Origin of the sequence: Roseovarius sp. TE539 (assembly GCF_003298505.1) — a bacterium.
Taxonomy (GTDB): Bacteria; Pseudomonadota; Alphaproteobacteria; order Rhodobacterales; family Rhodobacteraceae; genus Roseovarius.
The window spans coordinates 1-25,457 of the sequence record NZ_QNGB01000035.1; the positions used below are offsets into that span (position 1 = coordinate 1).

General features: G+C 64.5%; 18 protein-coding genes and 1 pseudogene. 2 read left to right on the forward strand and 17 right to left on the reverse strand.

Annotation, left to right across the window (positions count from 1 at the left end):
• A pseudogene (locus tag DQW77_RS15900) lies at window positions 1-132 on the forward strand (IS481 family transposase); the annotation flags it as partial.
• Here DQW77_RS15900 and DQW77_RS15905 read toward each other — a convergent pair.
• From DQW77_RS15905 to DQW77_RS15925, 5 genes are all read right to left on the reverse strand, one after another.
• Entirely contained in the window at window positions 92-4,531 is a 4,440-nt protein-coding gene (locus tag DQW77_RS15905; RefSeq protein WP_113259209.1) for an ATP-binding protein, read from the reverse strand. The pseudogene DQW77_RS15900 and the gene DQW77_RS15905 sit on opposite strands and share 41 nt — an antisense overlap.
• 155 nt (window positions 4,532-4,686) lie before the next feature.
• Window positions 4,687-7,998, reverse strand: coding sequence for a TM0106 family RecB-like putative nuclease (locus tag DQW77_RS15910; protein ID WP_113259210.1), 3,312 nt, complete (start codon window positions 7,996-7,998; stop codon window positions 4,687-4,689).
• A complete protein-coding gene (locus DQW77_RS18090; protein WP_147094995.1) occupies window positions 7,998-9,023 on the reverse strand; it encodes a phospholipase D family protein in 1,026 nt (341 codons plus the stop codon). Before DQW77_RS18090 ends, DQW77_RS15910 begins: the two co-directional genes overlap by 1 nt.
• Window positions 9,016-10,086, reverse strand: coding sequence for a YafY family protein (locus DQW77_RS15920; protein WP_181711305.1), 1,071 nt, complete (start codon window positions 10,084-10,086; stop codon window positions 9,016-9,018). Before DQW77_RS15920 ends, DQW77_RS18090 begins: the two co-directional genes overlap by 8 nt.
• A gap of 1 nt (window position 10,087) precedes the next feature.
• Window positions 10,088-12,112 (reverse strand): ATP-binding protein, encoded by a 2,025-nt coding sequence (locus tag DQW77_RS15925; protein WP_181711306.1) that lies wholly within the window; start codon window positions 12,110-12,112, stop codon window positions 10,088-10,090.
• A gap of 222 nt (window positions 12,113-12,334) precedes the next feature.
• Here DQW77_RS15925 and DQW77_RS15930 point away from each other — a divergent pair, with 222 nt between their 5' ends.
• Entirely contained in the window at window positions 12,335-13,000 is a 666-nt protein-coding gene (locus DQW77_RS15930) for a HEPN domain-containing protein (protein WP_258523886.1), read from the forward strand.
• Window positions 13,001-13,188: 188 nt separating this feature from the next.
• Here the strand turns inward: DQW77_RS15930 and DQW77_RS15935 are convergent, their stop codons facing one another.
• The 12 genes from DQW77_RS15935 to DQW77_RS15990 all read right to left on the reverse strand — a co-directional run bounded on the left by DQW77_RS15935 (window position 13,189) and on the right by DQW77_RS15990 (window position 25,378).
• Complete coding sequence (locus DQW77_RS15935) at window positions 13,189-13,446, reverse strand: hypothetical protein (protein ID WP_113259214.1); 258 nt, start codon at window positions 13,444-13,446, stop codon at window positions 13,189-13,191.
• The gene (locus DQW77_RS15940; RefSeq protein ID WP_113259215.1) at window positions 13,446-14,126 is read right to left on the reverse strand and encodes a D-Ala-D-Ala carboxypeptidase family metallohydrolase; all 681 of its coding nucleotides are present in this window, start codon (window positions 14,124-14,126) and stop codon (window positions 13,446-13,448) included. Before DQW77_RS15940 ends, DQW77_RS15935 begins: the two co-directional genes overlap by 1 nt.
• Before the next feature lie 83 nt (window positions 14,127-14,209).
• On the reverse strand, window positions 14,210-14,524 hold the full coding sequence (locus tag DQW77_RS15945) for a hypothetical protein (protein ID WP_113259216.1): 315 nt from the start codon (window positions 14,522-14,524) through the stop codon (window positions 14,210-14,212).
• Window positions 14,521-15,264, reverse strand: coding sequence for a DUF2793 domain-containing protein (locus DQW77_RS15950; RefSeq protein ID WP_113259217.1), 744 nt, complete (start codon window positions 15,262-15,264; stop codon window positions 14,521-14,523). Before DQW77_RS15950 ends, DQW77_RS15945 begins: the two co-directional genes overlap by 4 nt.
• Window positions 15,265-15,277: 13 nt before the next feature.
• On the reverse strand, window positions 15,278-19,243 hold the full coding sequence (locus DQW77_RS15955) for a glycoside hydrolase/phage tail family protein (RefSeq protein WP_113259218.1): 3,966 nt from the start codon (window positions 19,241-19,243) through the stop codon (window positions 15,278-15,280).
• A 9-nt stretch (window positions 19,244-19,252) separates the two neighbouring features.
• The gene (locus tag DQW77_RS15960) at window positions 19,253-19,687 is read right to left on the reverse strand and encodes an NlpC/P60 family protein (protein ID WP_113259219.1); all 435 of its coding nucleotides are present in this window, start codon (window positions 19,685-19,687) and stop codon (window positions 19,253-19,255) included.
• A complete protein-coding gene (locus tag DQW77_RS15965; protein ID WP_113259220.1) occupies window positions 19,684-20,568 on the reverse strand; it encodes a DUF2163 domain-containing protein in 885 nt (294 codons plus the stop codon). Before DQW77_RS15965 ends, DQW77_RS15960 begins: the two co-directional genes overlap by 4 nt.
• A complete protein-coding gene (locus DQW77_RS15970) occupies window positions 20,565-21,080 on the reverse strand; it encodes a biliverdin-producing heme oxygenase (RefSeq protein ID WP_147094996.1) in 516 nt (171 codons plus the stop codon). Before DQW77_RS15970 ends, DQW77_RS15965 begins: the two co-directional genes overlap by 4 nt.
• Window positions 21,081-21,202: 122 nt before the next feature.
• The gene (locus tag DQW77_RS15975; protein ID WP_181711308.1) at window positions 21,203-21,757 is read right to left on the reverse strand and encodes a DUF4376 domain-containing protein; all 555 of its coding nucleotides are present in this window, start codon (window positions 21,755-21,757) and stop codon (window positions 21,203-21,205) included.
• Window positions 21,757-24,471 (reverse strand): BspA family leucine-rich repeat surface protein, encoded by a 2,715-nt coding sequence (locus tag DQW77_RS15980; protein ID WP_113259223.1) that lies wholly within the window; start codon window positions 24,469-24,471, stop codon window positions 21,757-21,759. Before DQW77_RS15980 ends, DQW77_RS15975 begins: the two co-directional genes overlap by 1 nt.
• Window positions 24,471-24,938 carry a hypothetical protein gene (locus DQW77_RS15985; protein ID WP_113259224.1) on the reverse strand — a complete coding sequence of 156 codons (468 nt, stop codon included), beginning with the start codon at window positions 24,936-24,938 and terminating at the stop codon, window positions 24,471-24,473. Before DQW77_RS15985 ends, DQW77_RS15980 begins: the two co-directional genes overlap by 1 nt.
• Window positions 24,935-25,378, reverse strand: coding sequence for a hypothetical protein (locus tag DQW77_RS15990; RefSeq protein ID WP_113259225.1), 444 nt, complete (start codon window positions 25,376-25,378; stop codon window positions 24,935-24,937). Before DQW77_RS15990 ends, DQW77_RS15985 begins: the two co-directional genes overlap by 4 nt.
• Window positions 25,379-25,457: the final 79 nt, after the last annotated feature.

The following is a 25,457-nucleotide window of genomic DNA, read 5'->3' on the forward strand; positions in this document are numbered from 1 at the left end:
CTCTACAACCAGCAGCTCCCGCAATCAGCCCTGGGCAGCAAGACGCCCTTGCAGGCGATGAAAGACTGGCACAAACTCAAGCCCGACCTGTTCAGGAAACGGCCATACTACCTTCCGGGATCCGACATCTAGCTGCAGCGTAGCCGTCCGCAGGCTGCATCATTTTCAACTTTTCGGCGTAGACCGAAAGCAGACACTCGGTGATTTCGAGTTCCCGCTGCCGTAAGAAATTCGCAAGACACCAACTGTGTTGCTCGGGATAAGTCTCGGGCTCCAAACCAACAGCAGCTAAGCTTTTGTTGAATTTGGCGAAATCAAGCCCGAGAGCTTCGCGAAAATCTCCCGGGCCCAACGCTGAGCGGCAGACTGCCAACAGATCACCGACTTCAAAGGAAGTTTCCGGAAGCAGTTTCGCCAGCGTGGTCCGCAGCAGACCTTCGTCCTTAATTATGCGGTCAAGTTTGTTGTCAAAGGGATCGACTGCGGCAATGCCGGCAAAGTGATAAAGGACGGCACGTATCCAGGGTGCCTGTCGTTCAAGACCAGCATTTAGCGTAGCATTTGCAGCCGCCGTCGAAGAGGCCGAAAGCTGCAGAAGCTCGGCCATGCGCCCGACATCAATTCGGGGGTCAGCTTGCGCATTAACAAGCGGGACGTCACGGCTGATGTGAGCTAGGAGTAGCCTGAGATGGGAAGTGAGTGCCCGCTGTCCCAATGCCTCACAAATCGCTGGAAGGCATCGGTCGACAAGATCCCAATTCCACTCCTCGGTGCTCCCCACCAGAACGACGGACTGCCCATTTTCAGAAGTAAGGTTAAAGGCTTGTGAGGTGATCTGTTCCGGCGAGATACTAATGCCGTCGACAACGAATCCTAACGTCGATGCTTTTGCCAGACTTAATCGATCAAGCTTCACCAGCAGCTCAGAGCGGTCGGATGGAAGACGTTGCGCCTCAGTGCCGATGAGGGCTTCCGTTGCGACCGCGAGCATAGGACGAAGGTGTGGGCAAACCTCGAGGATTGGCGTTTTTTCAGCCTCATCGATGGTGTTCCCGTCAGCGCGAAGCGTGTAATCGACGCGGGACATGCGTCTTATACGATCGCCGTAGAATGCCTCGATTAGCTCTCCAGTTCGCCCCGGCTCGCTTTCCTTAAGTTGGAAGAACGCCTGTCCGCTGGCGGCAAGGAGCCCCGCATCGCTTTCTCTTTCTGTGTCACAGACATATACGGTTTCGCCCGGCGCTTCGTCCACGTCGAACATATTCACAGGCACAACACGGTGATGCTTTTGAATCAGGATCGCTACAGGTACCTCGGTTTCTTCTGGATCCTGTCCGCCGTCGTCCACGGTCGCGAGAAACTGTCGCCATGCTCGATTATAGAGGTTTAGCAACCGAGGTCTGAAATGATCATCAAATCCTTCAGAGCAAAAATGGTATGCAAGGAACGCAAGTTGGTCGGCCAAGGTGTCAGGGTCGCCAAGAATACGTAGTTCCGCCCGGTCTTTTAAGCACTGGACGAGATCATTTCCTCCCCGCTCAAGCATCCTTCTTAGCTCGCGAACTGGTTTGGGGAGGTATGGCAGGAATCGTTCGCCCTCAGCATCATTCAACCAAACGTCAGACGGTTTTACCGCGACCGGTCCAGTATCAGAGTGCGCGAAATTCTCGACTAGAAACCAAGCTTCCGAGCGTAAGAACGCTGAAAGTGGCGTAGGCCAATTTCTTCGATCGGCCCTGTAGGAATAGCTATGGTGAACCACAAGGTCCCACGGAACATTTGGTGTTGTCGCCAGCCAAGCAAGGATCAGCCTAGCGTACAGTGTTTTACAGACAGGCGAAAAGGCCTCCACATCAGCTTGGCCAGGAAGCCAGTGAATTTCGCCTTGGATCACATACTCCGTGGTAGATGGAAGAGCGAGTAGTGACGGATCCGAAGACTTGATGTCCTCCCGCCATAAATCCCCGAATGATTGCGGGATTCCGTAGTCTTTAAGAAAGGAAAAGTCGCAAATCTGGTACGCCAGAAAATGTTTCTTCTTTGAGACCTTCCTTTCGGGCCTGATGCCACGTCCAACGCCGAGTTCCGACAGAAACTCCACCCAGTCGTCGATCATCTTGTTCCGAAAAACTGGATGGTCTGGTGCTGCCATTCTGCGAGAAGCCAACGCTTCTAGATCTGGGATATCCGGCGGTGCCGCATCGAGGAATTCCTGAAGTAGTCCCCCCGAGGTTTGGCCTGGCCAACCAGCAGAAAAAACCGTTTCGTTCGCATCAATGTAACGACCGTCAAGCGCCGGGACCCGAAAGCGATGTTGAGGTTGAAGCCGAAACGACCGATTAGCTGCCCGGGGCTGCCGCCATAGCTGAAACGCCCACCGCAAGCCCCCCTTTAGCACTTCCTTGTTGCGTTCGTTCCGCAGTGTGCGTGAAAGATGTGCCAGTATTGCCTCGCGGTCGAACTCCTCGACGAGTTTATGTTTCTCAAAATAGGCACGTGCGTCGGACAATTCTCCATGCCATGGAAAAGAGGTCGACAGGAAACCAAAACGCTCGGAAAGCTTCTTTGGCGGGTCGACTTCCAAGTCTTCATCTGTGTCAGTCCTACGCGGATCGGGCGGTGAAAATATCGCAGTTGCCGTGTGACGGCGCCTGCGTATTGGCCGCGAACTGCCCACGGCTTCTGCCGGTTGCGACATAGCTGCGTGGAGTGCGCCGTCATCCCCAATCAGAACAGGAAACCCTGCTAGACAGTTTCCGTCGTTTCCCATGAAATCTGGGATCTGCCCAAAGTACTCCTGCCAACTACTCTTGGATGTTCGGCGATTATTATGCAGCTTTTCAGCCACTTTCCCTACGAGCTGCGCCCGTTCTTCTCCGCTAGGTTCTCCGGTGTAGCCATCGGAATGCTCAAGGAGATAATCGTTTAAACGATCTTGCCTTGAATCTAATGCGTGCCAGATCGGCCAGACACCTAGAAACTGCGCGAAGCGCGCGGCCTCGCTGGCCGAGAAAAGCCCGGTTTCACTTGGCCATAGGCGCGCACATCGGGGCGGTTTCCATGCTAGTGCCAAGCCAACGGTCCCGGATTGTGCGCATGGGACCACCGGGGTGTCATCAAAGTCGTCACATCCAAAGACTCTTGCGATATTGCTCGCAACAGCTTCCGCAAGGTCCTCGTCGGCCTCCAGGCTCTGGACCTTTTCCCAGCACATGAAGTCTGCGACAGCTGCGGCGCGTTCGTCTTGAGTAAGCCAGCTTGAGATCCGACCAGACGGGTCCGCGACGACCTCGCGGACCGCCTCGGCGACGAGGGCAGTGGCTTCCCCCAAAAGAACGGCGTTCAGCCGATTCCGTGCGTTCAGGTGTTTGCGGTTGGACGAAGGAAAAAAACTGCCATGCAAGTATCCTTGGAACGGGGCTTCGGCCTGATCGCCCATCGGCAGATACGTGTATAGCCGCGATCTCTTGACCGGGGCATCGAGCCTGACCGAAATAGCGATATCACCAGCGCCAGTCCAACTTTCCCACTGTTCGTTCAACTCTTTGCGCGTTATCGCCTCTGCAATGGCGTCCTTCATGGTCCGCTCTGAAACAGCACGGCGGGCGACAAGGAATGTCCCGGCGGCTCCGAGTTCTACACGCGAGAGGGTGATAGCCCCGAGTTTTTTCGCGTCTTCCGAGCGGGTGAAAGTGAATTCCGTTTCGGTCTCCCCGTGCTCGTTCACGATCTGAAACTTCAGTGACTGGACGCGATCCAGAAACAGGAGCATCGGACTCTGTTGAGTACGCAGCTCCTCGATTTCACGCCGCACAGCGTCTTGGGCAGCCGCATTGCGAAGCGGTAGCTCGATGAGCGTTGAAAAACTGGCCTTAGCATACGCACGAACTGCATCTCTCTGCTTCTCCAACCATACTGGGATGTGAAAAATCGGCAGATCTCGTCCCGCTAGTTCACGATGCCGCGGATCATCAATAAGCGTCTTGTAATCTTCCGCCCCGGCAAAGCCAAAGCAGAAACCAGAAAAAAAGCCATGTGCCGGGGCGTCAAACTGCTGCGAGTAGACCCTTGGCACGTCAGTGATCTGCACGACACTGCGAAAGCCGAGGCCTTTGTTTCCGATCGACTCACCCAGCGGCTTCCGCGAGAGACCGATGTTGCAGAGATCCTTCACGTTATCAGCGGTGAACGCCCGGCCGGTGTTAGCCACGAAGAGGGTGCCTTCAACCTCATCACGCAGATCAAGCGTTATCTCGATTCGCCCGTCCCGAGTTTGCACGGGATGTGCATCGTAGGCGTTTTGAATTAGTTCGATGAGAAAGCGGTCACGGTAATCCGAGGCAACATTCGCGGTAAGGCTTGCGTTGCTTTTGTAGACCTCGTCCAGATACTCCCCGTTTTCGCCGATGGTGCCCCGAAAGCCACAGATTTTGTCGGCCGCAAGCGTCTCGATCACAGCTCTGTGCAGGGTCGGCGCTGTGCGTTCCGTTTGGTCTTTCGGCTGCTCAACGGCGGGTGAGCGGTGGGGCATAGTTTCAGACCTCTGGCTACGTGTGTGCGACTGTGATCGGCAATGCGGATAGACCGAGAAACGATAGAGCGTCCAAGCCCCAAAAAACTCGTCGAAGGATTTGGCGGTCCGCTTGAAGCCGTATCACTACACCGCCCAATAGCAGCATATTGAATTCAGTCGCCATCGAACCTCCGGTCAACACCCAGTTGCGAGGCCGGCGATTGCGGAAGCGCACACAACGTATTCACCAGGCGCATCTGCTCTACGGTCTCACACTTCGCCTCGCGCAGACGCGGCGCGCCGAAGACCAGCGCCAGCCCCTTCGCGCGCGAGACCGCCACGTTGATCCGGTTGAGGGAGAACAGGAAGTCCATGCCGCGCGGGCTTTCCTCCGCCGAGGAAGCTGTCATCGAGACGATGCAGACCGGGGCTTCCTGTCCCTGGAATTTGTCAACCGTGCCCACGCGGATCGCTTCCGGCAGGGCTGCGCGCAGGGCGTTGACCTGCAGGTTGTAGGGCGCGACGACGATGATGTCGTCCTTGCGCAAGTGGCGCACCCGGCCGTCCTTGTCGGTCCAGCTTCCTGTGAGCAGATCGTCGCAGGCCCGACGGATCGCCTCGACCTCCTCCGATGCCATCTGGGCGTTGCCCTCATGCACGACAGGAACCCAGAACGCCCCGGCCTTGGGGAAAGATGTGCCCATGACGCGTTGCCGTGCCGTGTCGGCATGGCTGGTGAGCCGCCCCTCATAGACCTGTTCCGAGATGAAGTGGTTCACGTCCGGGTGCATCCGCCGGGTGACGCCTAGAAAGATGCCCCGATCCAGCGGCACGGTCGCATGATCGCCCAGCATCCATTCCAGGCAGGACAGGTTCGCAGGCTCGGGATGCGCACCCTGGATCACCTGTGGCAACTGACGTGGATCCCCCACCAACACGATGTTGCGCGCGGCACGCCCCATGGCGACCATGTTCGCGAGACCGACCTGTCCTGCTTCGTCCACGAAGAGCCAGTCGAATGCCTGAATGTTTTCATCGCGGGCAAAGAACCACGCCGTGCCGCCGACAACATGACCACCGCCAGCGGCTTCGTCATTGTTGCGCGTTCGATGAACCGGGCTGTCATCCGGGTAGCCGTCTTCGTCGCTGGATACCTTGTGCACCAGCTCGAGCTCTATCGGCAGGTCCTGGTCCTCAAGCGCGCTGATGCAGCCCATCAGCACGTTGCGAATGGCCTCGTGGCTGTTGGAGGACACGCCGACACGATAGCCATTTCGCACCAATGAGAGGATCGCGCGAGCCGTGACATAGGTCTTGCCCGTGCCGGGCGGCCCCTGTATCGGCAGCACGGTCTCGTCCATCCGCGCGACGGCGTCACAAGCCCCTGCGACCGGGTCCGCATCACCGATGATGTCTCCACCCGGGCCCGTCAACCGCGGCGGGCGGGCCGACAGCAGGTCATCGACGGCACGGTAGGCACGCGCACCAAGTTGGTCGGCGGTGACATCGCCCAGGGCCGCGCTGATGACACCGGTGTTCAAGGGCGGGTTGGGGTGAAGGTTCAGGCGATCTGTCAGCAGGTCCGCGCGCGCGTTGCCGACTTTCAGCGTGATCAGGCCCTGCGCCGGGTCCATTTCCTCGACCGTCACCGTTGCAATGCCTTCGGGTGCCGGAACGCTCGCAGTTCCGCCGTCACGCAGCTTTGTCTCCTGCTGCGGATATCGATATCGCCGTGCGGTGGACCGCTTGACCGGGAAGGGTTTACCCGTCGCCTGCAGTCCCGCCAGCGCGTCAAGGTCGTCGATCAGGTCTTCCTCCTCTCGGCCGACGCTGTCGAAAATCGCCCACCATGCGGGCTTTGCCTCGCGCTTGTGAAACAGGCCAAGGTTGAACAGCATTTCCTGCCGCACTTCGGGCAAGCCGGACGCGGAAAGTCTACCGCGCAGGGCCAACGCCGCTTCATCCTCCTCGACCTCCTTTTCGCTGGCATCCACGTCGAAGGCGGGCCATCGCCCCTCGGGCCGGATGGTGACAAGCCAGTCGCGCAGTTTTTCGGTCGAGACGCAGTCGATGCGGTTGTAGTCCTCGATCTCGTCGTGAATGCGCTTATCGCCGCTTTCGCGCCATTCTTCATAAGCGACGACCGAACCGCCGGCGGTCGTCACCTCGCCCTCGCGCGCAATGTCGTAGAACGCCTCCATCGACTTGATCGAGTAGTTGGACTCCGATGCGATCACCCCACCGCGCACCACGGCATAGAGGTCCACGAACCGCCGCTCGCGTAACAGGCGGTCGAGGAACGCCTCGCCGATCCCGTATTTCGTAGTCAGGCGGCGCAGGGCAGTGATCTCGTAAGGCGCGTAGTGGTAAATGCGCGCATCTGGAGAGGCGTCGAGTCGGGCCCTAAAGAAATCGAAAAGATCGGACAGCGCCCGCGCCTCCTGCGCATGGTCATGGGCCCAGAATGTGTGGAACTCTTTGCCGTCCCAGACCCCGTGCAGGTATTCCAGCCCACCCTCGTAATAGGGATCACCCTCGATATCGTAGAAGAGGTCGCCCGGTTGCGGTTCGGGCAACAGGTTGAAGCCCTTGCCGGGGTCATGGTCGCGCAACTCATAGGTTGGCGGGCCGGTCTTGCGCGCGTTTTGCAGGCGGGCCTGCGTGCGCAGCTTGTCCAGAGTCGGGGTGGCCATGCCGCGCACGGTGGCGTCATGGCTGGCGAGTGCCTCCATGGTGGTGATGCCTGCGGTCTCCAGCTTCTTGACTTGCCCGCGGGTGATATTGGCCACCGTGAACAGGCTGTCCTCGGCCTGCCAGACGCCCTCGCAATGCCCGGCCCAACGGCACAGAGCGCAATCAGCACATGGGATGGGCCGCGTCGGCTCGGGCGCGTCGACGAAGCGTTCGAGCCGGTCGCGGGCCATACGGGCATAGGCGGCGTAATCGGCCAGCCGCAGCATGGTTCGCGTGCCATCGCCGAGGTCGAGATGCGCACGCTCGGGGGGCGTGCCCTGGATTTCGGTCAGCAGGTCGGAATAGAGGACAAGTTGCAGCACATGCTTGGGATGGGCGCTGCGCTTGAGCTTGGTGTCGGCCACCTGGTAGCTGAACGGGCCGAGATCAGAGGGCGTCTCGACCCGTTCGAGGAAATCCGCCCAGCCGCCCCACCGCCCGGACAGAAGCGCACCCTGATAGACCACGTCCGCGCCCGCGGCCAGTGCATCCCGGGTCGCTTCGGCGGCGCTAGCGAGATCACGTTCGGCAATCTCCACCACGCGCCGCCCGCCCGCTTTCAACCCGTCAAGATGCGCCGCCTCATGCGCCTGCCCCTGGTCTTGCAAGAGCGCCGCATCCGCGCTGTCCTCGCCCGGCTCCGGCCCCTCGCCCCGCAGATATGCAAGGTCGAGCGTGGTCGCGTGCCGGCACCCGGTGAAGCGGGCGAGGTCGGTGGCGGAGAGGAGGAGGTGGTTATCGCAGTAGCGCATCAGGCTTGGGTCGCGTTACGGTAGGCATCTTGAACGGCACGCCAGAATTTTTCCATCAGATCAATGTGGTCGATCAAAAGCCAGGGGTCATTGTGATCTTCGTCCCTCAGTAGCGAGAAATCATCGCGGCTGATGACGTCTCGAAACGCAAGCCGAAAATCTGGGTCATCGAAATCAAAGGGCGGGGGCGGCATTGGAGCGTCTATTCTCTGATAAACGATATGTGGGTCCTCACCTTGCCCAGCAAAAAATTCATTTTCAAAGTCTGATGAAAAGAAAAAATATGGATTTCGATTCATTGCCATTCTGGTTCCGTCTTTAAGTGTCTGAAAACAGCAAATCCATTTACCCATTATTCCATTATTGTGATCGTCCGAAATCCTCAGAAAGCTCCTGCCGTTGTCAGCAACTTCTATATTATGAACTTGCCCACCGTTACCTGTATACCAACTCAACAAGATCAATCCGTCTCGATCAGGGTCGTAATCCAAGACAGTCCCGGCTGGAGCCTCGGCTTGAAATTCGACTGGAAGTCTCGCGCGACGGCTCCATAGATCTTCGGCACGCTCCAACGCTTGTTGATCAACTTTCAAGCATCCTTCTTCGTCCCATAGGCTACAAAACCAGCGGTTTGCCTCTTGCCACTCGGGCGAACCCACAGGGAAAAATGATCCGGCCTCAACAAGGCCGGCGGGCCTGCCTGAACGACCAATCCCGTTGCTGGAGGCATTGGCTGATCCGACAACCAAGCCCTCCTCTGAGAGATAAGTTTTCGCGTGTAGCTTATCCTTATACTTGAGATAGTTGTTTTCTGGTGCGCCAAGCTGTCGAAGGGTCAAGGGATTCGTCCCACCCATGCTGATGTCACAAATGATCTTCACATCATCCCGTTGGTCGAACTCTCCGCCGAAGACTTCGTAAGCGGCACCGATCCCCCAAAATGCAACAGCGCATCTTGCATCGGGTCGGCGCGCGACTTCCCTGATCCTATTGCTCAAATCATCCCCAAACAAAAACTCAGCCATCTTCTTTGCTCCCTTCCTTCAATGAATTTAGCGTCAATGCTCGTTTCAACTGCTGTTCATACACCTCCCGCAATTCCTCAGGCACCAGCACCTCTACCCGGTCCCCCCAGCGAAACAGGTGCCAGCACATTTCCAGCATTCCACCGGCGCGGAAGCGGACGGTGAGGCTACCGTCGGGCTCGTCCGACATCTCCTGCGTGGGGTGAAACAGGAACTTTCGCGCCTCCGACGCGGCCTCGGGCGTGAAACGCCAGACCACCTCCTGCACCTCTTCCTGGAACACGCCAAAGGCGCGCGACAGGTAGGCCTCCAGGTCGAACTCATCGGGCCGTTCGAACACCTCGTCGCTCAGCTCGATCCGCTCGAACCCCGCCTGCGCGAAAAGGCGCACGTCGTCCTGATACTCGCTCCAGGCCACCAGGTATTGCCGACCCTCGCCCAGCAGCATGGCCAGCGGCCCGAGCCAGACATCGCGGCTGAGCTTGCCACTGGCCCGCGCACGGTGGTCAACATTCACCCAGACCCCGGCCATGATCGCCTGGCGCAAGGTCTGCAGGATATCGGGCGCGATCACCTCGCGCGGGCCGGGGCGCAGGGCGACGCCATCAGCCTCCAGCAGCGCCGCGGAATCGGGGTCCAACCGGGTGCGCGCGGGCGCGGGCAGCGAGGCTTGAAGACGGGTGGCGAGGCCGTCGAGGTCTTTGGCCGTGGCGCTGTCGCCCTCGCGCGTGGCCAGTTCGCGCGCGCGGTGGAGGGCGGCGATCTCGTCCAGCGTGGGCTGCGTCATGCCGCCCAGACAGCGCGGCGACAGACGCCAGCGCCTTTCGCCACCCGGACCCCCGCGTGTTTCGATCTGCGGCAGTGCATCCAGAAGGGCGTTGCGCATCCGTTCGGCGGTGCTGCGCGAGACCTCGAATTCCGCCATGATGTCGCCAAGCGACACACCTTCCGCCGTGCCCTGCATGCGCAGCGCAAGCCTGATCAGGTCGGTATTGCGGGCATAACGCATCGGTGTCTCGCTTTCGCCCTGACGCTGGCCCGATTTGCCTTTCGGATCAAGCATTTCAGAACCCGACCCGTACGCGCGCACCGGGCTTGGCATGCTGCTCGCGCGCCAGTTCCGCCAGCAGATCGTCCGCGGCGCGGATGTCCAGAACCCGCGCGCGCTTGGCCACCACGGCAAAATCTCCGGGCGTCAGCAAATCCAGTGCTTGCAAACCCTTGGGCGGTGTCGCGCCGAAGAAGCGCCGGAACGCGTCCACCCGCTGCGAGGCCGCTAGCGGCAAGAAGGTCGCGCGAAAGGTAAATCGGCGCAACGCGGCCGGGTCCAGCCGGTCGGCCATGTTGGTGGTGCAGGCGAAGGGGTGCGGGTGGCTTTCCATCCAGGTCAGCATCTCGTTGACCTTGCTCACCTCCCAGCTGCGCTGCGCGCTCTCGCGCGTGGAGAGCAGGCTGTCGGCCTCGTCGAAGATCAGGAAAGCGCCCTCTTGCCGGGCCTGTCCAAAGGCTCTCGCGATCCGCGCCTCGGTCTGGCCGACATACATCCCCATCAGATCAGAGGCGCGTTCTTGCACCACCGGCAGCCCCATCGCCTCGGCCAGGTGGCGAGCGAAGGCGCTCTTGCCGGTGCCGGGCGGGCCAGACAGGCACAGCGACACCGCGCGGGGCGCATCCTTGACTGCCAGGCGCTGCAGTATGGCGTCCAGGTCGATATCGGCATGGGTCAGACGCGGATCGAAGTCCGCTTCGGCCTTGGCCGCAGGGGCCGGCTCGCGCCCGCCCCGCACCGCCTTGGCCGAGGCGCGCAAGGTCAGGTGCAGATCGGCCTTGCGCCCGCCCGCCAACTTTGTGGCACGCAGGGCGGTGTCGGCCAGAGCGGGGGCCTCCTCGCTTTCCCGTGCCAGCTGGTCCTGCGTCGCTGGGTCCAGCTTCATGCGATGCTTGTCCGACAGCCGCGCCCAGATGCGCGCGCGCACCTGCTGAGGCGGTTTGCGCAATTCAATCGCAAAGGCCACGCGACGCAGGATGGCAGGGTCGATCCGGTCGATGCTGTTGCTGGTCCAGAGGGTGGGAACGGGGTTCGTTTCCAGAAGCCGGTGCAGATGCACCTTCGATCCGCCCCTCCGGTTCATGCCGAACAGGAAACCCAGATCAGACCCGTCCAACAAATCCTCCATCTCGTCGAACAGCACCAGCGCGTCGCGTCTGCCCGCCAACAGGTGCTGACCCAGCCGCAACTGCATCTGACGTTCACTGCGCGAGGGCTCGTCGCCCTCGTCGTCCGTCTCGCCGACTGCGAAAAGCTGCGCGCCGAGGTGCGCGCCAAGCAGTTTGCAGAACTCGGTCTTGCCTGTGCCGGGCGGACCATAAAGCAGGAGGTTCACGCCAGCGGCCTTGCGGGTAAGCGCCCCTTTCAGCAGTCGCGCCGCGAAGTCGCGCGCGTCGCCAAGATGTTCGAAATCCGCCCATGTGGTTTCAGGGGCTGCGGGCGTCGCGAACAACCCGTGCAGAATGTCGTGCAAGCCGCGGGTCGGCGGCTCCAGAGCCCGCACCAGCCGCGTGTTGGGCGACAGGCCGTGATTGTTGTGCCGCCTACCCTCGCGCGAGATCAGCCCGGCGCTCATCAGTTTGCCTGTCGCGCTCATGGCCTTGCGGATAGACGCGTCCGGATGCGCCGTCAGACAGGCAATCACCTGATCCACCGGCAGGCGCGCGTCATCTACAAGGTTGTCAATCAGCGCCGCCAGTGGCCCACCCTGCGCCCCCCGCGCCGAAAGCATGAAAATATCCGTCTCGACCCGGTTAATGCGCAGATAATGCGCCAGCTCGGCACAGTTCCGCGCCAATGCGTCAGGGCGTGCCCGTCGCACCTGTGCGATCCGGCGTGCAAGCATGGTCTGCAACTCGGTCCAGTCCTGGCGCGACACCTGCGTCTGTGAAAAAGGACTGGTCTCGGGGTTCCAGTCGAAGCCCAGCGGGTTGCGCTCCAGCCATTCGGAAAGTTCGCTCGCAGGGCGGCTGCCATGGGAAAACGTCTGCGCCACGCGCGAAGCGCAGGTCAAAAGCAGAAGGGTCTCGTATCGTGTCATGTCTGTCCTCGTGTTCAATGAGGGCATCATGACTGGCAGACACATCACATTCGGATGTGGCCCGGTTTACAAGCACCAAACAATGAAAGACGGCGCTCAAATCGACGCCTCAAGCGGCATTTGCGTTGAGCGCGGGAAGCTGGCAGCCTGAATTCTCGGGTATGACATACGGCACGCAGTGCCTCGCCAACGTGGCCGCCGTTTCCTGCAGGGAGTATTGCCTTGACCTTCGAGCCCCGGTTTCAGCCCCTGAAAGACAAGCAACGCGCGATCCGCTCGAATTTTCCCGAGACGATGGGGCTGCGCGTGCACCGCGCGATCAGTTGGATCGGGCGCGCCGAGACGTGCGGTGATGACCACGATGCCCGCTTCATCTTTCTCTGGATCGCTTTCAATGCGGCCTATGCGGACGAGCGCGAATTCCAGTCAATGGCCCCAGGAGAACGGGCAGCCTTCGTCGATTACTTCGGCAAGCTGGTGGCGCGGGACGAAGAACGGCGCATCTACACGGCGCTATGGCAGCGGTTCTCGGGTCCGGTTCGAACCCTCATGGAGAACCGTTTCGTCTTCAACCCGTTCTGGCAGCACCAGAACGGGATTGACGGGTTCGAGGACTGGGAGGAAAGATTCCGGACATCCTCTCGCAGCTTCGCACAGGCGTTCCAGGCCGGCGACAGCGTGCGTGTTCTCAGCTTCGTCTTCGACCGGCTCTACGTGCTGCGCAATCAACTGGTGCATGGGGGATCGACGTGGAACAGCGGCGTGAACCGCGCGCAGGTCCGCGATGGTGCAGCAATTCTGGGCCTTCTGATGCCCATTTTCGTGAACCTGATGATGGATAACCCCCAAGAGGACTGGGGCCGCCCGTTCTATCCGGTTGTCGAGTAGCAATATCGGACGATCAACGCGATCCCTCCGACCGGTCGCACACCCGCACCTGGTCCCGCAGCATGGCGTAATCCGAGAGCCAGCCCACGATCGCTGCGCCCTCCGGCAGCGCGGCCACTTCGTCTGCCACGCGCGCCTGCTCGGCCGGGCTGTACTCTACCACCGGCGGACACGCGCTTGGCACGACATCAGAACCCACCCCCGCGCAACCGCTCGAGAAGAGCGTTCCGATCACGAGGGCGACGCGCGGCCACCTCCAGCATCCGGCGTTGAATGGCATTGCGACGCTCCAGCATGTCCAGCCGCTCAGCGGCGCGCCCGGCGCGCTCGCCCGCTTTGCGGAGGTTGAGTAAAAACAGGGTGATGGTGAGCGCGACGAGGGAGATGGTCGCCGCGCGCCGTGCCCACGGTCGAGCCAAGACCCCGGTCAGCAATCCGCCCCACATCACCGCCGTCCCTTGCGCCAGTCATCCACCCGTGCCCATACCGCAATACCGATTCCGCCGAGCGCCAGCGCGATGAACACCCACCGCAGCGTGTCCAGATACGGCACCAGCGGCAGGACGGCGCCTTGCGCCTCGGCAAGGACCTCCTGTGCCACCTCGACACCGCCGGCGCCGGCCGTCGCCACACCCGCCGCCCCGGTCCCTTTGAGCGTCCGGCTTTCGGCGAGCACTTCGCGCGCAGGTGGGGTTTCCGGCGGAAAAGGCGTGGCCCGCGGCGGGAAGGGCGTGCCCCAGGACCGGGCCGGTCCCAGATCGACATGCATGAAGTTCGAGCGCGGGTAGAAGCCGAAGCCTAGAAACCCCACCTCCCGCGCCGCCGCCTCGAAGACCTCCGGGTCATGGTTCGCCATGGAAATATCGAAGGCGGTCCCCTCCATGTGCTTGGACCGGGTCGCCCCGCCGACCGCGCGGTTGTGCTCGGGGCTGCGATAGCCGGAGTTGACGATCAGCGGCTTGCCCAGCCGGTCGCGCAGCGCCTGGAGGGTGTCGAGCGCTTCGGGGTGCAGCTTCAGCTTGCCGGTGCCGCGGCAGGCGATCTCGGCGGGCGAGAAGTTCGGCCAGCGCCAGAGATGATCTGGCACCTCGCGGAAATGGCGAAATGTTTGGATGGTATCGGGCATCGGTGCCTCCTCTGGACAGCAAACTGCCCGCAGCGGGTCCTGCGGGCGAGGATGGGGTTCGAATGTTACGTCCGGGCCCGGGATCAGCCGGGCGGGCCGCGCTGGAAGGCCTCGAACAGCATGTTGCGGACGGCGCGGATGTCGGTCTCGATGCGGTCGAGCCGATCGGCGTCGACCTTGCGGTCCTCGGCGCGCTGCGCATCGAGCCTTTGGCGCTCGGCGCTCAACTCCCGATCCAGCCGCTGGAGCAGGGCTTCATTGGTGAAGGCGCGGCGGGTGATGGCGGCGATGAGCGCCAGAAAGCCGCCGATCAGCGCGGTGATGGCCGCCGTCAGCCCGTGATCGCGGAAGGCCGCGACCACCTCGCTCAGGACGCCGGGGGAGGAGTCGTTGCTCATGTCGGGGCTCCCAGGGTGAGCGTGTGACAGGCAAGCTGCAGCGCCCCGCCGGTGAAACTGCCACCCTCGGCCGTGACGATCACCGGCGTCGGGGTCGCGACCACCCTCGGGCTGATCGCACCGACGACCTCGGTGTTCGCGTCGCCGGCATACCCGGCCCCGAACAGTGCGGGCTCACCAGCGATCCCGAGCGCAAAGCCCGTGGCTCCCGCAATGGCCGTGGTGACGCGCGCGGTCACGCCGAGGATGAGCGCATTGGCGGGCAGGACCAGCGATGTGGTCACCTCGGTGCCCGACAGCCCGGACGCCGTGGCCGCGATGATCCCGAGTCCGGTGGTGCTTCCCGTGGCCCCCTCCGCCAGCGTGACGCTGGCCCCGCGGCTGACCAGCCCCAGGACCGCGTCCAGCGGGATCCAGTCTGGCCCGACGCGCACCAGCATGACGTCCTCGTCGATCACCCAGAGTCGCCAGCCGGGCTGCGCGGGCAAACGCAGCCAGGCCCCGTCCGTCCAGACGGCGATGTCGCCGGACCAGCCCTCCCAGAGCCCGGAGGCGCCGCCTGCCACGAGATGCGCCTGACCCTCTGCCGGGCCGGCGGGCGGCGCGGACCGGGTCCGATCCGCGACGGTGAGATTGATCAGCCCGTCGAGACGGCGCAGGGCCTCGTTATGGGTGACGTGCTTCTGGGCCTGCGCGGCCAGGATATAGGGCAGCAGCAGGCGTGCCGTGGCGTCCGACATGGGGGACCTCCTTTCAGAAGTGCAGGGTGACGGTCCGGGGCGCACCCGGCCCGTAAAGCGCCGAAAGCTGGGCGATGCGGACCGTGAGGGTGTCGCCGGGCCCCAGCAGCCCGCCCCAGTCCGCGGTCTGATCGGCGGCGCTGTAGATGGCCCGGGGTGCGCTGACCTGCAGGCGGCGCTTGACGGCTGCGCCGTCCAGGATCTCCAGCAGATACGCCTCGGTCTCTTCGCCCAGCGGCACCTCGGCCGCGGTCCAGCTGTCGGCCGAGAGCGCGCGGGACCGCCGCACCCAGCCAATCTCGAGATCACCGGGCACGCGCCCGGTCAGCCAGGGCTGCGTGACATGCCCCACGGAAAACGGCCGCAGCCCCACGCCTGCGGGCGTGAAGGCCAGCGCCACATAGGTCTCGTCCGTGAACGGTCGGCTGGCCGGCCCGAGGCGCCAGCTCCACGGGAGGCCAAGATCGCCCTCGGCGATGGGCAGCGGCGTCAAGGCGTCATCCAGCACCACCACGCGGGCTCCCGCGGGCGCGGGCCGGCCCATGGCGTCCTCGGTGCCGCGCTGGCCGCGCAGGAGCCGGGTGAGACGATAGCGTCCGGGTGCAATCAGTTCGGCCGAACCGGCCTGCAGGACTTCCCAGGTACCGGGCGCGCTCTCGACGGCGAGCGCATTGGCGCCGCCGAAAAGGGCCAGGTCGGTGACGCTCTGCAGCGTGCCGGACAGCAGATCCACGGTGAGCGCATTGCCCAGATCGAACCGCGAGACGGGTCCGACTGGCACATCCCCAACCAGAGTGCCAATGCGAGCACGAGCCGGAATGGATATCAGCAGCGTGAAGCCATCCTCGGCCGGGCTGCGGAACACGGCCATTTCGCCGGGCCAGGGCGCGGCATGGGCCGCGGCCAGGGGCTGATGCGGCCTGAGGTCCTCGCGCAGCTGCGGCAGATCGAGGATTACGGCGACGGGGGCGCCGAACACCCGCGCGGTGGCCGGCGCGGCCACGCGCGCCACGCCGGAGGGCAAATCATAAACCGTCCTGTCCTGGCGCACTGCCTCAATGGCGCGAGCCTCCGCGTCGCTGATCGAGACCAGCCGCAGATCAGTCTGTCTTTCGCCGTCAACGAGCGTGACAACATCGGCCGGATCCAGCGCCAACCGCGAGGGCGGCAAACGAAACATCGCGCTGTCGCGGCCCGACCAGGCTTCCATCAATGCACGGCGACAGCGCCGCTCGGCCTCCTCGGGGGGCACGGCGACGGGGAAGCGCTCGGAGGCGATTCGGCTGGCCGACACGGTGATGCGGCGCGCTTCCACGAGGGCGGCCTCGTAATCCTCGTCGGCGCGGGCGACCTGCCATTTGAGCGCCTGGGGCAGTTCGGTCTCCTGGCCGCGGGTCTTTTCAAGCGCCTCGCCGTCACGCCCGAGTGGCACCAGATCCCCAAGACTCAGCTTTGCGCTGGCCCCACGGCCGCGCATGACAAAGCGGATCATGCCTTCGGTCTCGACGGCATCGAACCCGAAGTGGCGCGCGAGGATGCCGATGGAGGCGCGCGGCGCCTCGAGGGCGCTGATGATATAGCCCTCGACCGCGCCCCAAAGACCGGAGACGTCGATGCGGGACGCAGGCAGCCCGGCGCGCAGGCAGAGATGGCGGACGAGGGCCGCGAGTGACACGGCACCGAGCCGACCAGTGAGCCATGGCCCGCGCCGCCAGTCGGGGGCATCTCGCCAGGTGCCACGCTCAGGAAAGAACGGATAGGGGCGCGCATCCCAGCACCAGGCGGTGCAGTTGGCCATGTCGATCATCCGCGCGCCGTCGAGATCAGAGGTCGGGTTGTGCGCGGCCTCGCCCCACCAGAGGTATGTCGCCTCCAGGTAAGCCCGCTGGATCGCATCGTCACGCCAGCCGCGCGAGGCATGCGGCAGCGCCATGCCGGAGGGGCTCGGATGCGCGGCAACGCTCGGCTGGTTCGCGCCGCGATCAATGGCAGGACAGCCGAGGGCGGTGAAGCGGATCGGCTTGGACTGCGGCCCCCAGGCCGTCGGCGTGCCGGACTCGACGCCGCCCGGGCGGTCGTAATGCGCGTTGGACCACCAGGCGCGCAGGTCCTTGGGGCGAAAGAGCCAAGGGATGTCATGGGCTGGATCAGTGATCGGGGTGCGGATCTGCGCCGACCGATCCGCCGCACTGGCATAGGACCAGTCAAAGCCTTCCCCGCCTGCGATGTTCGCCTGCAGGTAGGCCCGGTCGTAGATCGCCGGCCAGCCTTGCAGTGCGTCCTCATGGAGGAACCCGTCGCGCCAGTCCGAGAGTGGTATGAAACAATCGATGCCGACGAAATCGATCAACGGATCGGCCCAGAGCGGGTCGAGGTGGAAATGGACATCTGCGCTGCCATCGCTGGGCTGGTGCCCGAAGTATTCCGACCAGTCGGCCGCGTAGCTGATCTTTGTGCCCGTCCCCAGGATGGTGCGCACGTCTGCTGCGAGATCGCGCAAGGCCTGTACCGCCGGATAGGTGCTGGCCCCGGAGCGAATGGTGGTCAGCCCGGGCATCTCGCTCCCGATCAGGAAGGTATCAACACCCCCGGCGGCCGCGCAGAGATGGGCGTAGTGCAGCACCATGCGGCGCAGCCCCCAATCGCCGCCCGCGCCGGTCCAGCTGACGCTGTCGCCAGACACCGCGAATTGCGCCGGCGTCGCTGTGCCAAAGAACGCGGCCACCTGGCTTTCCGCGGAACCGGTCTTGTCGACTGTTCCCGCATAGCCAACCGCAGGCGAACAGGTGATCCGCCCCCGCCAGGGATAGGTGGGCTGACCCACCGCCGCTGCTTCGTCAGAATACGGGTTGGGCCGGGCGTTTCCGGGCGGAACATCCATCAGCAGAGTGGGTAAAAGGGTCACGCGCAAGCCCCGCGCCCTTGCCTCGCGGATCGCCTCCACCACCGCGAAATCCGCCGGGGTGCCCCCGAAGGCCGGATCGCCATCATTGGTCCGGCTCACGAGATGCGCCGCGCCGCGCGCCACACCGTTGACCGACCAGGTGTGCGGACTCGTCACTTTGGTGGCCACCTCGACACCCGGCTTGATCTGGCACGCCCCCGCCCTCAGATCGTCACCGAACCAGACCACCGGCAGGGTCAGGCTTTCCACATGCGGCGCGCTGGCCTGAAGCTGGTCGAGTGCCACCACCATGTCGGTCGCGTCCGAGCGCACGGTGAGGTTCTCGGGTGTTTGCGACCCGCCGCTGCCCGCGCGCATACCCGTCGTGGCATAGGCCACCTCGCCGGTGCCCGGCAGCATGGCGGTCGCGCGCGTGAGCCCTTCGGCCGTGTCGGGATCCGCCAATGGTCGAAAGACCTCGAAGGTCAGCTGCGGCAGGCGGTTGCCGTAATCGGCCAGCGCCAGATCCTCGAAGACCACATAGGCGGTGCCGCGATAGGCCGGGGTGTTGGCCGCCCCCATCTTCGCCGCCATGAACGGGTCGGGCGTCTGGTCCTCATCGCCGGGGTGCCAGCGCCACGTGATCCCAGCTGTGTCCAGCAGCTTGCCGTCCGCCCAGATGCGCCCGATGCCGGTAATCGGCCCCTCGCACAACGCGACCGCAAAACTGGCGTAGTAGAGATACTCGGTGCTCTTGACCTTGCTGCCCCCGCCGCCCTTGCCGCCGCTCTGCGTGGTGGTCTTTGTTTCCTCGCGGAAATCCGTGGCCCAGATCACGTTGCCACCCATGCGCATGCGGCCATAGACGCGTGGGAGGACGGCGCCCTCGGTCGAGGAGGTGATGCGCAGGCTTTCGAGCCGCGGACCCTCGATGCGCTGGCTGGGGGCCAGCGAGGAGACGATCCAGCTGTCGACGGCGGAGCCGATGGTGGAGCCGACAAAGCCGCCGATGGTGGCGGCACTGACGCCGAGGATGGACCCGCCGATGCTGCCGCCAATGGCGGTGCCGACGGCCCCGAGAACAAGCGTGGCCATGGAGGTATCTCAGCGCGGCGGAAACAGGAAGGCGAAGGCGATGCGCCGCCGCCAGGATGGGGTGAGCGGTTCCTCGATGACGCCGAGGCGCTCGTAGGCGTGCAGGAAGCTGTCGGAGCTGGTCAGGATCCCGACATGCTTGGCGATGGCGCGGGGCTTCATGCGGAACAGGACCAGCCCGCCGGGACCGGCGTCAGCGGGCGACACTTCGATCATCATGGCGCGCGCGCCGTCGGCCAGCACGTCCCGCGGCCCGGTCTCGCCCCAATCTCTCGAATAGGGCGGGACCTCGACCGGCTCCGGTCCGACCACCTCGCGCCAGACACCGCGTGCCAGCCCGAGGCAGTCGCAGCCGACGCCCTTGAGGCTGGCCTGGTCGTGATACGGCGTGCCGAGCCAGGATCGCGCTACGGCGATCACCACGTCCGGATCGGCGGAGCTCACAACACACCTCCCTCATGCCCGCCGTCCCGGGTGGCATAGCGCAGGATGGTGTCCTGGCCCGGGATATGCGGGAAGCCCCGGAAATTGACGCTGTTGGCGAACTTCGCGCCACAGGTCTCGATGCGCTTGTCGCAGCCCGCGCGGGCGGTGAAGGTGTCGCCGGTCGCGATCGGCCGGGCGGGGGCCTCGAGCAGGGTCAGGGTGGCGATGCCGTCTACGACCTCGTGCGAGAGGACCTCGACCCGGCGCCCGGCAGTCTCGCCGCTGTCCCAGTGCAGCGTACCAAACGCGAACCAGCCGGGGGCGAACCCGCCGAGCCCCGCCGCGCGAAACACCCGGTCGCGCAGCGGCTCCAGGACCGTGCCGCTGCCGGTGAAGGCTGGGTCGTCAAGATCGACCCGGCAGCGCGCATCCCCGAGATCGGCATCACAGCTGCCCTGGAACATCCGCCCGACGGTCTGACCGAGGATGTGGGCGAGCGACCGGACCTCCGCCACGAAGGCCGTCCGTCCGCGCCGAATCTCGCCGATGGCGCCGCGGCGCATCAGCACGCGCTGGCCGGGATCGGCCCAGTTCACGCGCCAGACCTCGACTTGCGCCGCGTCCCAGAGCCCGGCCAGGATATCGGTCTCGGAGATGCGATCGGAGGTGAGCGCGCCTTCGGCGTCCTGCGCATCGACCGACAGATCGGAGCCGGTGCGGATCTCGGACGCGGTCAACCCACTCTCGGGCTCGAACGCGGTGTCCTCGAACGCGATCCCCCGGTCATGATCGGTGAAGCCAAAGGTGACGCCATCGGCGCGGGTGAGCCGCCAGCACCAGGCGAGCGTGGTGGTGCGGCTGTCGAGATGCGCCTTCAGCTCGGGCGACAGGCTCTTCATGGCTGGTGCGCCTGTTGGGAAGTCACGATCTCGTCCATCACCGCCAGCAGACACGCAAACGTCGCGCGGGCCTGATCGGCCAGATCGCCGCGGTCGCGGATCGCGCGCACCCAGGCCTGCACGGCCTCGGGATCGCGGTAGCAGACGTGCGCGCAGGGCAACCCGCGCTTGACCAGCGTTGGGGCCAACACGCGCCCGCCGCTGCGATGCGCGCCGTGCAGGACATAGGCCGCACCCGTGGTGTCGGCCCCGCACAGTTCGCGCGCAAAGCTCAGCGCCGCCCGGCGCGGCGGCACGGGTGGCAGGACGGACAGGTCCGCGGCGAGCAGCGTGTCGCGCTGCATATGCGCGGGCATGGCCGGATCGACGATCTGGTGCAGCGTGCGCAACGCTGTCAGCCAGCCCGCCCATTCGGTTCGGGTAATATTGCCTGCGGCCATGCGCTGTCCGAGGGGATGCGCTTCGCAGGCGTGGTGCAGGTCGCGCGTGGCCTGCCAGAGCGGTCCGGGCATGGAGGTCTCCAGATGCAAGCACGCCCCCGGATGAGCCGGGGGCGCGTGAAAACGTGATGGGGGATGACGGGGTGCGTCGGGGGCTGACGCGGGGACTCAGCTGTGGGGCAGCGTGCAGAGGATCAGCCTGCCACCTCCGCCGCATAGGCGGCCTGAAACAGCGCGCCCACGTCGGCGGTCCCGGGGTCCTCCATGGCCTCGAGCTGGTTTGCCACGGCGCGCTCGGCCCGGAAGCAGGCCTTCACATGGCCGCCAACCGCCTGCGCGACGGCCGTGACCTCGGCCGCGCTCAAATCGGCCCAGCCGCTGTCGAGCTTGTAGGTGACCGGTTCGGCGATCAGGCCCATCTGCAGCGAGTTGACCACCGCGGTGATCTGCGCCTGGCTTTCGCGGGAGGTCCGGATGCGCTGCCCGCCGGGCAGATCGAGACCCGCGGTCTCGTGTCGCCAGCGCAGCCATGCCAGCCGGGCAAAGGGCTCTGTCGGCGCGCCGGAACGTCGCGCCGCCTCCGGGTCCGCCTCGATCTCGCGCAGCCGCCGCAGGAACGCCTGCCGGTCGGTGAAGGTCTCGAAGAACGTGGCCCCCGTGGTCAGGGTGGCGCCCGCGCGAAGATGGCCGTGGCTCACGCCGTCGCCATGCGCGATCCACCAGGTGGGGTCCGTCGCCGTGAAGTGCATCAGACCAGCCCTCCGTCGATGATCGTCCAGCCCATGCCGTCGAGATCGACGGAGGCCGAGGCCAGCACCCCGTCCCATGTGGCGACCTTGTAGGGCCGATCCGGCATGGTCGCGTCCTGCGCCGTCGCCTGCACCGTGCCGGTGGCGTCGTGCAGCTCCCAGGCGGTGCCGGTATCAATGAGGCGCCAGCCATTCGCCTTCTCGAACTGTTGCGTGGCCCCGTTCCAGAGAAACTCGCCGTCGGCGTCTGCCGTGCCCGCCGAGGCGACCAGAACCCGGCGGGAGCGCGCGAGAAACGCCCGCGCCGATACGGCGTCCTGGAAGCGACCGCCGGACGCGTGAACCGTGGCGGTGTAGGTCGGCGCGCCGTCGTTCGCCGTCAGCGGAACGCTGAAGGGACCGTCCTGGCTGAATGCGGTGTTGGCCCAGCCGATCAGGGTGCGCGAATACGGCTCTCCGTGAATGGGCGTGGTATCCCAGATCATGGACATGCTGACCCCGGTCGTCGACAGGGGCCAACCGCCGAGCGAGAAGCCGAACCCCCGCGCATCGTAGAACATGCCGTCGAAGGTGCTGACGGTCGAGACGTCCCAGCCGGAAATGTCGCGGTTGAACGAGGTGAAGCCACGGAACATGTCCTTCATGGTCGTGACCGTCGAGACATCCCAGCCCGAGATGTCCTGGTTGAAGTCGTTGGCGCCCCAGAAGAGCGCCTCCATGCTGGTCACGCCGGAGGTGTTCCATGTCAGGGCCGATGCGTGGTTGAAGGCCTTGGCCTGATGCATCAGGCGCGCGGCATCCGCGGGAAGTCTCCATCCGGTCGTGTCGGCGTTGAACGGCGTGCGGTAGAACATGTTCCCGACGGTGGTCGCCGACGAGAAATCCCAGCCCGCCAGGCTGGCATTGAAGAGCGACAGGCTGAACATCGCGGAAAAGTCCTGCACGTTCGACACGTCCCAGCCGTCGAGCGCGCGCGTGAACCGCGACCCCTTGAACATCTCCTTCATGGAGGTTGCGGAGGCGGTATCCCAGCCGTCCAGGGGCTGGTTGAAGTCGTGCAGGCGGCTCACGCTGGGGTCCGGGTCCGCGAGCTGGAACATGCCCTCGAAGTCGGTGACGGATGAGACATTCCAGCTGCGGATGCCGTCCGCGCCACCGTTGTCGAACCGGTGCTCGTAGGCGGCGTTCTCGCCCGCGAACATGAAACTCATGTCCGTGGCGGAGCCCGTGTCCCATGCACCGAGGTCCTGGTTGAAGACACAGACCCCCTGCCAGCCCTCGATCGCGAACATCCGGCGGAAATTGCGAACCTTCGAGACGTCCCACATCCCCACGGGCTGGTTGAAGGAAGTGCTGTCGAGCCGCGCATCCATGTAGAACATCCTCTCCATGGTGGTGACGGAGGACGTGTCGAGCCCCGAGAGGTCCCCGTTGAAGTCGAGCGCGTCCAGGAACATCTCGCTCATGTCGGTGATGTTCGAGGTATCGAGAGAGCCCACGTTGAAGCCGGGGTTGCCGTCTCGGAACGCCCCCCGCAGGGAGGTGACCTGCGGCGGCAGGGCCGGGTTCACGTAGGTCGTGTTGGGGGTGACGTTGCGGAAGGCTTCTTCGAGCGAGGTCAGCCCGAGCTGGTAGCCGATGGTGTCCATCCGCACGAGGCCGGTGATGTCGTGGTTGCCGCCGAACTGGGCCATCTGGCCGGAGATGACGACCGTGACCTGCCCGCTCACGCCTGCGCCATAGCTGTGCGATCGAACGCCACCCGTCGCGTAGGCGTCCGACGTGCCGTCCCCCCAATCGACCGTGATGTTCGTGGACCCTGCGAGCGCGCCGAGGCCGAGCGAGATGGTCCTGTTCACGGCCAGATCGACATCGAAAACCAGGGACATGGAGGCGGCCCCGTTGTTGACCGTGCGGGTCTCGGTCCATCCGCTGTGGACGACGGGCGCGCCGGCCCCCGCTTGACCGCCGTAGCGTGCGCGCCAGAGGTAGTTCGCGCCTTCGACCAGGGCCTCGGGCAATCCGACGCTCGCGCCGCCGATGCCGGTGGTCGTGGCAAAGGCCGTGTCCGTGTCCGGGTCGGCGCCGATCTGCCAGAAGTGCACCTCGGTCTCGGTGTAGCTCAGCCCGAACTGCGAGCGGAACTCCGAGATCGTGACCGCGCCGGAGGTCGCCCCGTCGTTGGTGACAGGCTCCGGGGTGTCGATCAGCTCCGGGTAGACCTGCCGATACGGGAGAGAGAACGGCGACTGACTGCCTTCGGTGCCGTTGTAGAGGCCCCGCCACCAGAACGCCTGGCCGGGAGACAGCCCGTCGCCGGGGTAGATGATCTGGTAGCTGTTGCCCGAGGTCGTGGTGATATCCTTGGTGAACAGCGGCGTGTCGAAGCCCTCGGGGGAGGCTGCGACCTCGAAATAGATCCCGGTCTGGGTGAGCCCCTGGGGGCTGTAGAACGGGGTCAGGCGGAGCTGCGTCTGCTCCTGGCTGTCGGTGGGCGGGAGCGCCGCCGGTCTGCCGATCTGGACCGTCGCGGTCGGGATCAGCCAGGCCGTCCTGTCGGAATAGTAGAGTTGCCCGTCCGTGGCGTAGACGACCGCGCCCTCGTAGAGCGCCGGATCGAGGCTTTGTTCGACAGGAGACCGGATCGGCTTGCCGCGTCCCACGAACTGGGGCGGGCCGAGATATCTGTTGCCGCCATTGAGGAACCGGCTCATCACGCCGCCTCCGGTTCATGCTGCTCGGCGGCCCCTTCGGAGCCCGTGCTGGTGACGGACACCACGCCCGCCTCGGACGCCTTGACCTGCAGCCGGTCGCCCTCGGCGGAGTTCGTGTCCAGCTTCAGGAGCCGTTGCCCGGGGGACGGGTGCAGGTATGTCTCCCCTGCGGTGATCCGGATCACGGCCTGGAGGACACGCACATCGTCTTCCCGCAAGATGCTGATCTCCACGGACACGGAGTTCAGACTCCCGTTGTGGAACATGATCGGGGCCTCAATGAGGGCGAAGCCCGGCTGTATGCGGCGCTCGGTGTCGGCCGGATCCCGGTCGGTCGCGAACCTGCGCTGCGGATCGGGCACGGAAAAGTCCGGGGCCTCCAGGATCGTTTGCCAGGCCGTGCCGATGGCCTCGACGAAGATGGGCCTGGGGACGGCGGCCCCGGCCTGGCGGACGGTGTGTCTCATTGCTGGCCTCCGGTAATCATGGCGGCGCGGCGGGCGCGCGGCAGGATGGTGCGGTCGATGGGCGGCCCTTCGAGCTGCCCGGTGAGCGGGTTCACGAGCGCGCCGCCGGTGAAGTATTGCTTGCCGTTCTCGTCCACGCCGGAATAGACGACGCGGCCGAGGTTGCGTTCGACGATGCTTTGCGGAACTTCCTGGGAGGGGCGCGAGAAGGCGCGCCCGTTGACCCCGCTCAGGGTCTGGTTCCACTGGTGGTTCTGGGCGCTCACGACGCTGGGGATCCGCGTCGTGGGGGCGGTCGATGCGTTGGTCGTGGCGATCAGAACGTCATCGATCAGGGCCGTCACCATGGCCTGCGGACCGGCGGCCAGGAGCGCGGTGATCTCGTCCCGGATCGTCTGCCAGGCCATGGTGAACCAGGGCAGACTGCCGGCCTTTCCCACGAAACCGCCGTTCCAGTCATAGAGGCCCCGGGTGAAGAGCCGCGTGGACTGCTGCTGGCCGGCTTGCAGGTCATAGCGC

Excerpts from the sequence above, each read along its gene's own strand:
- DQW77_RS15955 (WP_113259218.1), bottom strand. The coding sequence starts at position 19,243 with ATGGCCACGCTTGTTCTCGGGGCCGTCGGCACCGCCATTGGCGGCAGC.
- DQW77_RS15950 (WP_113259217.1), bottom strand. The coding sequence starts at position 15,264 with ATGTCGGACGCCACGGCACGCCTGCTGCTGCCCTATATCCTGGCCGCG.
- DQW77_RS15985 (WP_113259224.1), bottom strand. The coding sequence starts at position 24,938 with ATGAGACACACCGTCCGCCAGGCCGGGGCCGCCGTCCCCAGGCCCATC.
- DQW77_RS15905 (WP_113259209.1), bottom strand. The coding sequence starts at position 4,531 with ATGCCCCACCGCTCACCCGCCGTTGAGCAGCCGAAAGACCAAACGGAA.
- DQW77_RS15910 (WP_113259210.1), bottom strand. The coding sequence starts at position 7,998 with ATGCGCTACTGCGATAACCACCTCCTCCTCTCCGCCACCGACCTCGCC.
- DQW77_RS15920 (WP_181711305.1), bottom strand. The coding sequence starts at position 10,086 with ATGCTTGATCCGAAAGGCAAATCGGGCCAGCGTCAGGGCGAAAGCGAG.
- DQW77_RS18090 (WP_147094995.1), bottom strand. The coding sequence starts at position 9,023 with ATGGCTGAGTTTTTGTTTGGGGATGATTTGAGCAATAGGATCAGGGAA.
- DQW77_RS15945 (WP_113259216.1), bottom strand. The coding sequence starts at position 14,524 with ATGAGCAACGACTCCTCCCCCGGCGTCCTGAGCGAGGTGGTCGCGGCC.
- DQW77_RS15975 (WP_181711308.1), bottom strand. The coding sequence starts at position 21,757 with ATGCACTTCACGGCGACGGACCCCACCTGGTGGATCGCGCATGGCGAC.
- DQW77_RS15965 (WP_113259220.1), bottom strand. The coding sequence starts at position 20,568 with ATGAAGAGCCTGTCGCCCGAGCTGAAGGCGCATCTCGACAGCCGCACC.
- DQW77_RS15925 (WP_181711306.1), bottom strand. The coding sequence starts at position 12,112 with ATGACACGATACGAGACCCTTCTGCTTTTGACCTGCGCTTCGCGCGTG.
- DQW77_RS15940 (WP_113259215.1), bottom strand. The coding sequence starts at position 14,126 with ATGCCCGATACCATCCAAACATTTCGCCATTTCCGCGAGGTGCCAGAT.
- DQW77_RS15980 (WP_113259223.1), bottom strand. The coding sequence starts at position 24,471 with ATGAGCCGGTTCCTCAATGGCGGCAACAGATATCTCGGCCCGCCCCAG.
- DQW77_RS15935 (WP_113259214.1), bottom strand. The coding sequence starts at position 13,446 with ATGTGGGGCGGATTGCTGACCGGGGTCTTGGCTCGACCGTGGGCACGG.
- DQW77_RS15970 (WP_147094996.1), bottom strand. The coding sequence starts at position 21,080 with ATGCCCGGACCGCTCTGGCAGGCCACGCGCGACCTGCACCACGCCTGC.